The sequence below is a fragment of the Coprococcus phoceensis genome (assembly GCF_900104635.1).
Classification (GTDB): Bacteria; Bacillota; Clostridia; order Lachnospirales; family Lachnospiraceae; genus Faecalimonas; species Faecalimonas phoceensis.
Genome location: NZ_FNWC01000007.1, coordinates 2281584 through 2295236 on the forward strand (window position 1 = coordinate 2281584; position 13653 = coordinate 2295236).

The 13653-nt window shown below is 39.9% G+C and carries 11 protein-coding genes and 1 other annotated feature; all 11 genes read right to left on the minus strand.

Annotated elements, in window-relative coordinates; all coding sequences use genetic code 11:
* Positions 1–142: 142 nt before the first annotated feature.
* Positions 143–1483, minus strand: a complete 1341-nt coding sequence (gene dnaB, locus BQ5364_RS14455; protein WP_004612824.1) for a replicative DNA helicase — start codon at positions 1481–1483, stop codon at positions 143–145.
* A 10-nt stretch (positions 1484–1493) separates the two neighbouring features.
* On the minus strand, positions 1494–1940 hold the full coding sequence (rplI, locus tag BQ5364_RS14460) for a 50S ribosomal protein L9 (RefSeq protein ID WP_004612825.1): 447 nt from the start codon (positions 1938–1940) through the stop codon (positions 1494–1496).
* Positions 1941–1942: 2 nt separating this feature from the next.
* Complete coding sequence (locus tag BQ5364_RS14465; RefSeq protein ID WP_004612826.1) at positions 1943–3991, minus strand: DHH family phosphoesterase; 2049 nt, start codon at positions 3989–3991, stop codon at positions 1943–1945.
* Between the two features lie 123 nt (positions 3992–4114).
* Positions 4115–9898 (minus strand): endo-alpha-N-acetylgalactosaminidase family protein, encoded by a 5784-nt coding sequence (locus tag BQ5364_RS14470; protein ID WP_071144523.1) that lies wholly within the window; start codon positions 9896–9898, stop codon positions 4115–4117.
* 260 nt (positions 9899–10158) lie between these two features.
* Positions 10159–10536 (minus strand): 50S ribosomal protein L7/L12, encoded by a 378-nt coding sequence (gene rplL / locus BQ5364_RS14475; protein WP_022250263.1) that lies wholly within the window; start codon positions 10534–10536, stop codon positions 10159–10161.
* Between the two features lie 86 nt (positions 10537–10622).
* The gene (rplJ, locus tag BQ5364_RS14480) at positions 10623–11156 is read right to left on the minus strand and encodes a 50S ribosomal protein L10 (protein WP_004612830.1); all 534 of its coding nucleotides are present in this window, start codon (positions 11154–11156) and stop codon (positions 10623–10625) included.
* Positions 11157–11198: 42 nt separating this feature from the next.
* Positions 11199–11339: a sequence feature (ribosomal protein L10 leader region), on the minus strand.
* Positions 11340–11501: 162 nt separating this feature from the next.
* Positions 11502–12194, minus strand: coding sequence for a 50S ribosomal protein L1 (gene rplA, locus BQ5364_RS14485; protein WP_004612832.1), 693 nt, complete (start codon positions 12192–12194; stop codon positions 11502–11504).
* A 61-nt stretch (positions 12195–12255) separates the two neighbouring features.
* Positions 12256–12681, minus strand: a complete 426-nt coding sequence (rplK, locus tag BQ5364_RS14490; RefSeq protein ID WP_004612833.1) for a 50S ribosomal protein L11 — start codon at positions 12679–12681, stop codon at positions 12256–12258.
* A gap of 52 nt (positions 12682–12733) precedes the next feature.
* Positions 12734–13249: a transcription termination/antitermination protein NusG gene (nusG, locus tag BQ5364_RS14495; RefSeq protein ID WP_071144524.1), complete on the minus strand. Its 516-nt coding sequence runs from the start codon at positions 13247–13249 to the stop codon at positions 12734–12736.
* 30 nt (positions 13250–13279) lie between these two features.
* Entirely contained in the window at positions 13280–13480 is a 201-nt protein-coding gene (secE, locus tag BQ5364_RS14500; RefSeq protein ID WP_004612835.1) for a preprotein translocase subunit SecE, read from the minus strand.
* Positions 13481–13503: 23 nt separating this feature from the next.
* Complete coding sequence (gene rpmG, locus BQ5364_RS14505; protein ID WP_044987260.1) at positions 13504–13653, minus strand: 50S ribosomal protein L33; 150 nt, start codon at positions 13651–13653, stop codon at positions 13504–13506.

A 13653-nucleotide genomic window follows, 5' to 3' on the forward strand; every position in this document is an offset into this window, starting at 1 on the left:
ACTATTTTTTTTGCTTTTTTCTCAAAAATAACTATTCGCAGCAGTTCGATCCTTGCAGCGCACTTCTTACTGCATAGGTCATAATTTTTATGCAATAAAAAATCCAGAATGCAGTATCTGCTTATACCACATTCCAGATTCATCAATCCTGTTTCAGATAATTTGCAAACTTTGTATAGTTCGGCAGCCATGTCAAATTGACTGTTCCAATCGAACCATTTCTCTGTTTTGCAATAATAATCTCTGCTACATTTTTCAATTCTGTATCTTTATTGTAATAGTCATCACGGTAAATAAACATTACCACATCGGCATCCTGCTCGATTGCCCCTGATTCACGTAAATCCGAAAGCATCGGTCTGTGCTCCGGTCTTTGTTCTACCGCACGGCTCAACTGCGACAATGCGATCACCGGCACATTCAGCTCTCTCGCCAGACCTTTTAACGATCTCGAAATATCCGAAATTTCCTGCTGTCTGGACTCACTTCTTCCTCCGACACGCCCTGTCATCAACTGCAAATAGTCGATAATAATCAATTCCAAATTATGTTCCAGCTTGTACTTTCTACATTTTGAACGCAGTTCCGAAATCGAAATACCCGGTGTATCATCGATGATCAGATTGGACTTCCCGATAATTCCCGCACTTTCAATCAGCTTTTCCCAATCCGAATCCTTCAAATTACCTGTACGAAGCGACTGAGAATCTACCTGCGACTCCAAAGAAAACAGACGGTTTACCAACTGCTCTTTTGACATCTCCAAACTAAAAATAGCAGTTGTTTTATTTTCTTTAAACGCCACATTCTGCGCAATATTCAACACAAACGCCGTCTTTCCCATGGACGGTCTCGCCGCCACAAGAATCAAATCAGAAGGCTGAAGTCCTGACATCTTATAATCCAGATCCAAAAAACCTGTCGGGATTCCGGTGACACTTCCATTCGTTTTCGATGCCTTCTCAATCTTTTCCAGCGCGCTCAGCACAACATCTTTTATCGGCACATAGTCTCCGGTATTTCTCCGCTGAACAAGTTCAAATACTTTCTTTTCCGTTGTCTCAAGCACCGCCTCCAACGGCTCTTTTCCAAGATAACAGATATTGGCAATCTCTTCATTTAACTTAATCAGTCGACGCAGCATCGCTTTCTCTGATACAATCTCTGCGTAATATTTTACATTCGCAGATGTCTGTACCGCGCTTAACAGATCCCTTGCAAATTCCAGACTGCTGACCTCTGCCGGGACATCCTTTTCCCGCAGACGATTCTGCAATGTGATCAGATCAACCGGTTTTCCTTCATTGAACAATTCCACTATAGTCTCAAACAGAATTCCATAAGCTGACTGATAGAAATCCTCACCGCTGATAATCTCTGACGAGGTCAAGATTGCTTCTTTGTCCATCAGCATAGCTCCGATAACTGCCTGCTCCGCCTCAATGCTGTGTGGGAGAACTCGTTTTATGAGTGCTTCTTCCATTGTCTGCCTCCTACGCTTCCTTCACAACCACTTTTAATTCTGCTGTTACTTTCGTGTGAAGTTTTACAGGTACATTGTGTGTTCCAAGCGTCTTGATCGCTTCTTTTAACTGTATCTTTTTCTTATCAATATCATATCCCATCTGCTCTTTTACAGCTGCTGCAATTTCTTTTGTAGACACCGAGCCAAATGTTCTTCCGCCTTCTCCTACTTTAATTGCAAGCTCCACTTTTCCTGCCTCAATCTTCTTTCCAAGTTCCTGCGCTTCTTCCAGCTGTTCCTGTGCAATCTTTTCATCATTTGCCTTTTTCAGTTTCAGATCATTCAGATTTTTGTTGTTTGCTTCCACTCCCAATTTTTTAGGTAAAATAAAATTCCTTGCATATCCGTCATTCACATTCACAATCTGTCCTTTTTTACCAAGCGCTTTTACATCTTCTAACAAAATTACTTTCATAACTAAATATCTCCTTCTTCTTTCATTGTATAGATCGTCTCTTTCAACGTCTCAATTGCCTCTTCCATATTGGTGTGCTGGAATTGGGCTCCGGCAGTATTCATATGTCCGCCTCCGCCGACACGTTCCATGATAATCTGAACATTCACTTCATCAATCGCACGCGCACTGACATAGATTTTTCCGTTATACTTGGTCAATACAAACGACGCTTTAATTCCATCAATGTTCAGAAGTTCATTCGCCGCCTGTGCACCGATGATCGTTGGACTGTCTATTTCCGCATTCTCATATCTTGCGATTGCATACTCATCACAGAACACCTCTGCACTACTTACAATCTCCGCTTTTGCACGGTAAGATTCCATATTATCACGGAAAATCTTCCGCACATAGGTAATATCCGCTCCGCATCTTCTCAAAAATGCGGCCGCCTCAAATGTTCTCACTCCTGTACGGTTCATAAAATTGTTCGTGTCGATCACAATTCCGGCATACATACTGTTTGCTTCCACATTTGTAATTCTCACATCATCTGTAATATACTGCAATACTTCTGATACCATCTCACACGAAGATGACGCATAAGGTTCAATGTAGGAAAGCACCGTGTTCTCAATCATATTGCTGCTCTGCCTGTGGTGGTCAAACACCACGATTGTCTTTGTCATCTTAAGCAGATCCGGACATTCCGTCATCTCCGGCTTATTCGTATCAACAACAACCGCCACCGTACTGTCATTAATGATCTCATCCACATCCTCCGATCTGATAAACATATCGTCCGGATACAGTGGACTTTCACAAAACGACTGATACAGCGGACGAACGGAAGATGTAATATCATTCAGCACAATGTAAGCCTTCTTTTCCATCGTCAACGCTGCACGGTAAATTCCAACTGCCGCGCCAAATGAATCCACATCTGCAATCTTATGTCCCATGACAATAACCTGGTCTTTCGCCGTGATAAACTCCCGAAGAGCCTCAGCCTTGACTCTGGCTTTAACCCTTGTGTTCTTCGATGTCTGTTCTCTCTTACCACCAAAATAAGTAATTCCACTGTTGCTCTTCACAACCGCCTGATCTCCGCCGCGGGCAAGTGCCAGGTCAATCGCCACACGGGCATAGTTATAACTTTGCGCGTATGTATCTGTTGCAATCCCTATACCGATACTCAGTGTGGCTGGCATTGTATTCCCGATATTAACACTTTTCGCCTCATCAAGCACCGCGAACTTATTCTTCTCCATCTCTTTATAATAGGACTTTTTGATCACGAAAAAGTATTTATCTTTTTCAAGCTTTTTCACAATACCGTCATTGACTGACATATATTGATTGATCTTTCTGTCAATCAACGCAACCAAAAGAGACTGTCGAACTTCCTCAACACTTTCCATAACTTCATCATAGTTATCGATGTAAATTAACCCTGCAACAAGCTTCTGCTCTTCATTTGCACGAATATACTCGTTCATCTCTGTAACATCACTCAAAGTAACTGTCACAAAATATTCTCTGCCTTTTCTCATCTGTAAGATATTCTCTGCCTCCTGCAAATCTTGCACAGGTACTTTAGACAGAATCGCACGGTAATCTCTTCCATTATAGCTTACTTCTTTTTCAATTGGCTTGTCTTTCTCTTTTGGAAATACGCTTCGATTCAGCTCCTGAATGTATTTGCTAAGATAGGTTCCCGTCTTCGCTTCGCTCCCAAACACTTCTGAAAAACAGGTATTATTCCATATAATCTGTCCATCTTCCAAAAGAATGGCATACGGAAACTGCAATTCCTTTAACAATACATTCTGTACCGATCCATATTGCGCCGCAAAATCAACCAGATCTGAAAAAATAATCGACTTATTATAGAAATATAACACCCCGACTATTACAATATACACCGCAACAAACAAACTCATAATTACCCCTGCACGTTTGTCCACAGAATATATCCACAGGTTCATTGCAATCAATAAAATTGACATCACTGCCGGCCACTGCATATACAGCCTCAGCATTCCTTTCAAATGTACGTCTTTTTTCATCTCTTTGCCCTCAAAATCCTAAAGTTTCAAATCCTATTATACCACTAATTGACCTATATGGAAAGCAAAAAAGAAGAGGCACTTACGTGCCCCTTCTCCGTCACAGTCTATTTTACTGTATTTTTAGCGCTTTTTTCTTCTTGCCAAAAATGCTGCAACTACCGCAAGAACCGCTGCCATTCCTGCCGCACCCCATCCGATTGGAGATGTTGTGTCGCCAGTTTTAATGACATTATCTTTACCTGTCACTGGATTTTTCGGTGCATTTGACACATCTTTTAACTCAGCATTCATCTTAGCTGTAATACTGATTAATTTGCTCAACGCATTGTCTACTTCCTCCTGAGTTGCATCTTTATCATTTAACACTGCTTTCGCTGCAACAAGTGCCTCCTGATATGCTTTCCAGTTTTCTTTTGAATGATTTGCTTCTTTGTAGAATCCAACACATTCATCATAGAATTTCTGAAGTTTAGACTTATCCGCTTGTGTTGTCTGATCTGTTGCTTTCACAAGACCTGCACGTGCAGACGTTAATGCCGCAATTGCCTGATCAATCTCAGCCTGACTTGCATTTTCTTTTGCTGAAACTGCTTTTGCATTTTCTAATGCATTTGCAAATACTTTCCAGCTTTCTGCTGTGTAATCTTTTTCATTTAATCCACTGTACTGTGTGATCAAGTTATTTAATTCTGTTTTGTCACCTGCTTCTGGTGTCTCTACTGCTTCTAAGCCCTCGATAGCCTCTGTCAGGTTCGCTATTGCAAGAAGTACTTCATAATCTGTTGCTTCTGGATCAGCATAAACTTTCTCTGCTGCCGCAAGTTTTGTAGTTAATACTTCCCATGTCTCTGCTGTATAATTTTCTGCCTTTAATGCTTTTGCTGCATCAATCGCTGTCTGTAATCCAGATTTGTCAACTTCGATTGTAACGTCTTGTTTTGCTCCCATCAGACGAATTTCTGCTGCTGCTGAGAACTTGTTCGGTTGATCTCCTAATGTAGCTTTTGGCACAATCTTAACATTTGTTACATTCTCAATATTTTCAAATGTAACTACCTGCCATCCGCTTCCTCCAAAACTTGCATCTGCTACTTTCACATAATCCGCATCCGTCGTTTTAACCCAGATTTCTGCTTCTTTAATCACACCGTTTTTACCAGATCTCTGCTGAAGTCTCACTCCACCTACTGTTGTCGGTTCTGCAGTTGCAATATCAATCCATTGTTTATCAAAACTATCTACAGATGGTGAATACTGTGTATGCCAGATTGTATTCGCATCTCCATCTAATACATTACTTGCTGGTCCTTCGCTTCCTGTTGTTCCCTGCTGGCTTCCTGCAGTCGCAGTCATACCCTCTGTAGAGATATCTCTTGAGTCATCTGTTGCATCAAGACCTTTGGAATTATCCATTGTAACCATCGCACCTTTTAATGCATAGTATGCTTTTTCGATATCTTCCTGTGTTGAGTTATCTTTGTCAAGAGCAACCTGTGCTTTTGCGATTTCTTTTTGGAAGTTGTTCCATACTTCTGCTGTATAATCGTCTTCGCTATATTTTGTTTTTGCGTCTTCGATCAATGCCTTCAACGTATCTGCTGTAACTTCTTCATCTACTCTTTCAATTACAAGATTATCAAGAACAAGCTCTTGGTATCCACCAAAGTTTGCTGCTGATCCAGATGTTCCCTGAAGATCTGCTGCTTTATCTGTAGAATAGATACCGAACCATGTCTGTCCTGTAGAGTCACCTGTGATCTGAGTAGTATAGTGACCATCAGCATCTTTGCCCATTGCCATCGGAAGCTCTTCAAGTTGTACATTACCATTGTACTCACCGATTCCCACTGCTGCTGCATAGATTCCATCTGTTCCTGCCTGATAATCAAAGCTTACTTTGTATGTCACACCTGGTTCAAAACGGAAGTTCTGTGGAATCGTCTGGTATGCCAATGTAGATCTCTGTGTCAATCCGTTGATCTTCACTGACCATTTTCCGTCCAAAACATCATCCATCTTCTTCACATCCCAGCCTGCCTGTGTATATGGAGCATGTAATTCTGATAAGTGAATTCTGTTATCCTCAACACCTTCAATACCAGCTACTACAAATGGATAAAGTCCCTGTACGCTCTTTTCGAAATCCTGCTCGAATTTTACAACTTCACCTTTTTCGTTTGTTGTAATGTTCTTAGAGTCATTTTCAACGATACGTACATCATCGAAATATGTATCTCCCTCACCTGCTGCCTTTGAAAGTGTAAGTGTTACTTTACCGCTTTCTGGCGCTGTAAAGAATACATACATGTTCTGGAAGTAACTGCTTCCATCTACTGTTGCGCTAGAGTTACTGTGTGTATATGCTTTTACATAGTTCTTTGCAATTGAGCGAGTCGTATAGTTTGTTGCCAATACTTTATCGCCTGCTTTTACAGTCATAGATGCTTTTGCATCACTTCTGTTATCTACACCAACTAAAACTGCATACTGTTTTCCAGCCTCTAAGTCTGTCAGTTCCTGTGTCATAGATACTTTTCCGGATAATTTCATCATTGGGTTGCTATACTGACTCTTTGCAATCTCAGCTTTTCCTTCTCCGTCTTGTTTCCAAGCATCAAAGTTACCACTGTTAAATCCTGCATCTACGATGTGCATTCCTTCACTCCATGTAATCTCAAGGTTTGCTTCATCACCTTTACATACTACATATGGAGTTTCAGCGTCTGCCTCTAAAGTAATTTTTCCATCTACCACTTTAACAGTCTTTTCATCCGTCTTACCAAGGTCTGTCAATTTGTATACTTTGACATCCTTCAGACCTGACCAGCTGTCTGGGAGTTCCCATTCGCTTGATCCACCTTTTGTATTCCAGTGATATAATTTTTCATCTTTTGCATCTACTTCATCACCAGTCTCAGAATCCCAGATCCATGGAAGCAGATATTTTTCTGTTCCGCCTTCTCCGTTATCGCCTCTTGCAACAGCACCTGTTGCGATTACCTTACCGTTCAATGTCATTGTTCTGTCACGGTATGCCGCTTCATCCGGATTGTCAGATCCTCTTTCAAGAACAAGTGTATCGTCACCATCTTTTAATGTGATCTTCATCTCCGGTGTCCATGTGTAAGCTTTTCCATCCGGATCATTCTTGGTAAATGAGTTTTCAGAATCTTCCCAGTCTGTGATTTCATAGTGCTGAATAAATTTTGTTGTCAGATCATGTGTATAAAGGTTCTTGATGTAAGCATCGTAATCATTACGTCCTTGCCATCCTTCGAAGTCTTTCATGTTGTATCCACCAAGGAGTGGTGCCATTGCAGCTCCGCCGTATGATGGATAATCACCTACCCATGAATCTTTCTGATGGTTACGTAAGAAACGCATTACCTCGCTGTTCTCACCTTTTAATTTATATCCACCATATGTAAGGTCTGTTGCCCAGTGCTGGAATGTGGAATCATATTCATTCGCTGATCCCCACTCTGTAGCCATACGCCATCCATTATCATTGATCTCTTTTGATAACTTACGTGTCTGCCAAGAGTCATCGCTTCCACCTGTCTTATTTCCCCAAATATCTACATATACGAAGTCTAAGTTCTGTCCGACTTTTTCTTCTAACTCATCAAAACGTTTTTCACGAAGTCCCATTCCAAGATCGTATACACTGTCGATTCCGATACCTTGGTCAATCCAGTTCCATCCATAACGAAGGTTCCCGTTTGCATCACGTCTTACTAAGTCTTCACTAAATGCTTTTGCTTCTGGATACATCTCACCTGCATTGACATGGATACCAAATTTTGCTCCATACTCAGCACCTTTTGTCATCAGTGTGTTCATATCCTCTGCTCCACCGATTCTCTCTCCGATGTCTGCGTAATCAGGATGTCCTGAATCATGACCTTCATTACCATATCCTTTTAATAATACGGACTGTCCAAGTCCATCTGTATGCATTGACACACGTTTTACGTTATCCAATGTTGTAAGGAATGGGTTCTGGGCCTGTCCACCAAAGTTCATTGCAATACGATATGCAACTAATTCCGGCACTTCTTCACTCTTATATGGATTGTGCATAATGTCACGGAATGCTACCGCACCATCCTGCCAGTCAATCTCTTCATCACCGTTCACATTTCCGGCGATTGTAACTTTTGCCTGTGGAGTATCTGTCTCATCTACAAGATGCCATGTTCCTTTCGAATCTTGTTCTTCTCTGTGCCAGTACCATTTTGTACTTCCAAGCCCCAAAGATACATAACCGTCTTTTTCTTCTGTAGTTGCCATGACTCTTGTGTTATGGCTTCCTCCAGATACGCCAACCGCTTTTGCAGAACCTTCATTCTCAGAGTTGCTCCATAATCCGGCGCTCATCTCGCTGTTTGAGATAAATGCATACATATAATCCTGTGAAAGTTCTGTGTTAGCTGTAATCTCATGATACTCATCACCGCTGATTGTTGTATTAGAAGACATTAATGCGCCTTTTAAGTTTGCATTTTCCTGTGTGCTATTTACAGAAATCAAGCTGTGATTTGGGATCTCAATGCTCTGTATTGCATACACATGTCTTTTATCTACTATTTTTGTTTCATCCAAATTATTTTTTACTTTTGTAATCTCAAATGAAACTGTATCATCTTTTGCAACTAACTCTGCTGTAAGAACTGCATCAATTGTATCACCTGATTTTACAGTCAGCTCATAAGTAGCTTTGTTGTCTTTAAACGTTGCTTTCACATCATCTTTAGAAAGTTTGATGTCTGTTCCGTTGATACGGATTGTGTTGATCTCTGAAGTCTGTCCATAGAATGTCTTTCCTTTCAGATCACCTTTTTTCATCTCGTATCTCACAACGCTTGGGAAGTTCTTTGCTACATGAACATCCATATAATCTGTAGAAAGTACTTCTGTCTCTACTTCTGCAACTTTTTCTAATTTTACAGTCTCAACTTTCAAATCTTCATCTGCTACTGTCACAGATTTTGTTGCTGTCTGATATCCTGTTTTTGCAACTGTCATATCATATGTTCCAGCTGCCAATTCCAAAGAATATGCACCTGACTTATCTGTTGTTGCTGTTTTATCACCAACTTTGACTGTAGCACCTTCCAAAACTTTGTTATCTGCGTCAGTTACTGTTCCTGTTACTGCATATGTAGCTGCTTCTTTTTGTCCTGTGTAGTGAATGTCTTTGATAAGGACATCAGACACATGCCCTGACCAGCTTGTACACTTGAATGCAATCTGAGTTCCAAGAACATCTTTGATAGAACCAAACTCTTCATTTGTAAATACAGCCTGATCATTTAATTTCAATGTCATCTTCTGATCTGCTGTCCACTCAATGCGTACATTCACTTCCGCATTGTCTTTTGGCGCAGCTGTTCTTCCGCCTGTAAAATAAGCTCCATTACCATCTTTATATTTCTGCCAGAACCATCCTTGGTTATCATATCCGATAAACATACCGTTCTTTGCAGTATTATATCCAAGATATACACCAAATCTGTCACTATTATCCTGACTTGTATTTGCATTGTTTGATTTCATTGTGAATGAGAAATATCCCGCTTTTGTAAAATCAAATTTGTTTGGGTTCACAACCATCAATTGTTTTCCACTGTTAGGAGTATTGTCATTCTGTGCTCCTGATTTTAAATTAAGCCATCCGTTTTCTACTGCACATACTGCGTCTTCGCCAGCTTCGTTTTCCAGAGTCCAAGCATCATTGATTCCATCTTCCAGTACTGCTGTCTCTTCTGCTTTTTCTGTCTTTTCTTCTGTAGCAACAGATTCCTCTGCTGATACAAGCTGAAGATTAGACGGAAGCATTGTACCTGTCATAGATGCAACCATAGCCAGACTCAATAGTCTTAAGACCATTTTCTTCTTCATGTTTTACCTCCTGTCTTTCAATTGGTCGTTTTCACAACCAGTTATATTGAATTTCATATTTGATTATACCAAATCACCAATTTTTGGCAATACACTTTTCGCATTTACGGTTTTTTGTACAAAAAAATGTATATATTGTGCAAATAGGCAGGATGCACGTATGCACATCCTGCCTATTTTCTATGCTTATAACATCCAATTCTTTTCATCGCAAAAAAGCCGAGAGATAACTCTCTCGGCTTTTAAATGCTCTCTATGAATTATTTTAATTCTACAGATGCACCTTCTGCTTCTAATTTAGCTTTGATTTCTTCAGCTTCTGCTTTAGAAACACCTTCTTTGATTACTTTAGGAGCTCCGTCTACAACTTCTTTAGCTTCTTTTAATCCAAGTCCTGTGATTTCACGAACAACTTTGATTACTTTAACTTTAGATGCTCCTGCAGATGTTAATTCTACGTTGAATTCATCTTTTTCTTCAGCTGCTCCAGCTGCGTCTCCACCTGCTGCTGCAACTACAACACCTGCTGCTGCAGATACACCAAATTCTTCTTCACATGCTTTTACTAATTCATTTAATTCTAATACTGATAATTCTTTGATCGCTTCGATCATTTCAGCTGTTGTTAATTTTGCCATTTTATTTACCTCCATTGTTTTAAATGCTTTGATTTTCAGGACTGTATCCTGTATGATTCTTTTAGAATCCTCTCTGAGTCTTACAATTACTCAGCTGTTACTTCTTCTGCTGCTTCAGCTGGAGCTTCTGCTGCCTCTCCACCTTTTTCAGCGATTTGATTAAGAACACGAGCGAAGTTTGTAATAGGTGACTGAATGCTTCCAAGGAATTTGGAAAGTAATTCTTCTCTTGAAGGGATTTTTGATAATTCCTGAACTCCAGCAACATCATATACTGTTCCTTCAACCACACCTGCTTTTACTTCTAATTTTTCAGCTCCTTTTGCAAATTTGCAAATAATTCTAGCTGGTGCTGTAGCGTCATCTTTAGAAATAGCAATAGCACTTGGTCCTTCTAAGTATTCGTTCAATCCTGCAAAATCAGTTCCTTCGAACGCTCTTTTCATCATTGTGTTTTTGCAAACTTTGTAGATGATTCCTGCTTCTCTTAATTGTTTACGTAATTCTGTATCCTGAGCTACAGTTAATCCACGATAATCAACTAATACAACTGATGCTGCATCTTTTACGTCCTCAGCGATTGCTGCAACGATTGGTTGTTTTAATTCAACTTTTGCCACGAATGGTGCACCTCCTTATAGATTATTGTGTACCGCCGTTCGAATAAAGATAAAAAATCCTCTCGCCACACGACAAGAGGACAGTAAATTCACATAATTCATCGAATTCAAATCTCCTCGGTAGGCGTTTCACTACTTATGCCTTACGGCACCTACTGTCTTCGGCAGTTTTCTAATATAAGTTATCATATTTTTTTCTATATGTCAAGCTATTTTTGTAATTTTCCAATGGTAATTTCGAGGGATTTCCTCTGATTCAACCGAATGGCTGTAAAATAGAAAGAATTATTGCCAAACTAAAATTTAGTAAGGCAATAATTCTTTTTGTATATTTTTGAATATCAATTATACTAATTTAGCTGGGTTAATTTTCACACCCGGTCCCATTGTAGATGTTAAAGTAACGCTCTTTAAGTACTGTCCTTTAACAGCTGCTGGTTTCGCTTTCATAATTGCATCAATAAGCGTCTGGAAGTTGTCCGCTAATTGTTCTTCTGTGAAAGAAGCTTTTCCAAGTGGCACATGGATAATGTTTGTCTTGTCTAATCTGTATTCGATCTTACCAGCTTTGATATCGTTAACAGCTTTTGTAACGTCCATTGTTACTGTACCAGCTTTTGGGTTTGGCATTAAACCTTTTGGTCCAAGTACACGACCAAGACGTCCAACAACACCCATCATATCTGGTGTAGCAACTACAACATCAAATTCAAACCATCCTTCGTTCTGAATCTTCGGAATTAAGTCTTCTGCTCCTACGTAATCTGCTCCTGCTGCTTTTGCTTCTTCAGCTTTAGCATCTTTTGCAAATACTAAGATACGAACTTTTTTACCTGTTCCGTGTGGCAATACAACAGCACCACGGATCTGCTGGTCTGCATGACGTCCGTCACAACCTGTTCTGATATGAGCTTCAATTGTCTCATCGAATTTTGCTACTGCAGATTTTTTAACTAATGCAACTGCTTCTTCTTTGTCGTAAAGATTTCCTCTTTCGATCAATTTCGCAGCTTCTACGTATTTCTTTCCTCGTTTCATATTCAATAACCTCCTAGTGGTAATATCGGGAGAGCCCCTCCCACGTTACATGTTTACAATTTTACTCTTCTACTGTTACACCCATACTTCTGCATGTTCCTGCGATCATGCTCATAGCAGCTTCTACTGTTGCAGCATTTAAGTCTGGCATTTTTAATTCAGCGATTTCCTGTAACTGAGCTTTTGTGATTGTAGCTACTTTTGTTTTGTTCGGAACTCCTGAACCCGATTTTAAACCACATGCTTTTTTAATCAAAACTGCTGCCGGTGGTGTCTTTGTGATGAAGCTGAAGCTTCTATCATTGTAAACTGTGATAACTACAGGGATGATCAAATCACCTTGATCTGCAGTTTTAGCATTGAATTGTTTTGTAAATTCAACAATGTTTACACCATGTTGACCAAGCGCTGGACCAACCGGTGGTGCTGGAGTTGCCTTTCCAGCTGGAATCTGTAATTTAATATAACCTTGTACTTTTTTTGCCATTTTGTGTACCTCCTTGTGGTATTCGCGGGGATTTCCCTCCCACTTTTACTTGTTACATTTTTTTCACTTCTGAGAAACTTATTTCTACTGGCGTTTCACGACCAAACAATTCTACATTGATTACAAGACTTTGTTTTTGAGCATTCACTTCCTGGATTACTCCAACCGTATCTTTCCATGCTCCCTTGGTAACTTTTACAACCTCACCAATCTCAAAGTCTACAACAATATCTGCATCCATAATTCCAAGAGCATCAATCTCAGCCTCTGTAAGCGGAACCGGTTTAGACCCCGGACCTACAAATCCCGTTACCCCTCTGGTATTTCTTACAACATACCAGGTGTCATCATTCATAATCATATGAATCATCACGTATCCAGGGAACATTTTTTTCTGAGCTGCTTTCTGCGTTCCGTTTTTCATCTCAACAACTTCCAGCATAGGAACTCTTACTTCTAAGATCTGATCCTCAAGGTGTCTGTTTTCAATTGTCTTATCAATGTTTGCTTTTACTTTGTTTTCATACCCAGAATAAGTATGAACTACATACCATTTTGCTTCTGACATAAAATCACCTTTCATAATTGCTGGCAGCCATTACTTCACTAAGAAGTCGACACCATATTTTACAATGACATCAACAACCGCAATAATTGCTCCTAATACTATCGAGCACGCCGTAACTGCCACAGTCTGCTTAGCAAGTGTTTTTTTATCCGGCCAAATGATCTTTTTAAATTCTGCTTTAAGACCTTTGAACCAGCTTGTCTTTTTGGCTTTCTCTTTTTTTTCAGCCATTCCGTTCACTTCCTTTCCACAAACTATTTTGTTTCTTTGTGCATTGTGTGTGATTTGCAGAACTTACAATATTTTTTTGTTTCCATACGTTCCGGATGAGTTTTCTTATCCTTTGTCATATTGTAGTTACGCTGTTTACATTCTGTACATTCCAATGTGATTCTTGTGCGCAC

What these genes read in the sequence shown, in the direction of transcription:
- rplL (WP_022250263.1), bottom strand. Translation starts at nt 10,536, where the DNA reads ATGGCAAAATTAACAACAGCTGAAATGATCGAAGCGATCAAAGAATTA.
- dnaB (WP_004612824.1), bottom strand. Translation starts at nt 1,483, where the DNA reads ATGGAAGAAGCACTCATAAAACGAGTTCTCCCACACAGCATTGAGGCG.
- rplK (WP_004612833.1), bottom strand. Translation starts at nt 12,681, where the DNA reads ATGGCAAAAAAAGTACAAGGTTATATTAAATTACAGATTCCAGCTGGA.
- BQ5364_RS14470 (WP_071144523.1), bottom strand. Translation starts at nt 9,898, where the DNA reads ATGAAGAAGAAAATGGTCTTAAGACTATTGAGTCTGGCTATGGTTGCA.
- secE (WP_004612835.1), bottom strand. Translation starts at nt 13,480, where the DNA reads ATGGCTGAAAAAAAAGAGAAAGCCAAAAAGACAAGCTGGTTCAAAGGT.
- nusG (WP_071144524.1), bottom strand. Translation starts at nt 13,249, where the DNA reads ATGTCAGAAGCAAAATGGTATGTAGTTCATACTTATTCTGGGTATGAA.
- rplI (WP_004612825.1), bottom strand. Translation starts at nt 1,940, where the DNA reads ATGAAAGTAATTTTGTTAGAAGATGTAAAAGCGCTTGGTAAAAAAGGA.
- BQ5364_RS14465 (WP_004612826.1), bottom strand. Translation starts at nt 3,991, where the DNA reads ATGAAAAAAGACGTACATTTGAAAGGAATGCTGAGGCTGTATATGCAG.
- rplA (WP_004612832.1), bottom strand. Translation starts at nt 12,194, where the DNA reads ATGAAACGAGGAAAGAAATACGTAGAAGCTGCGAAATTGATCGAAAGA.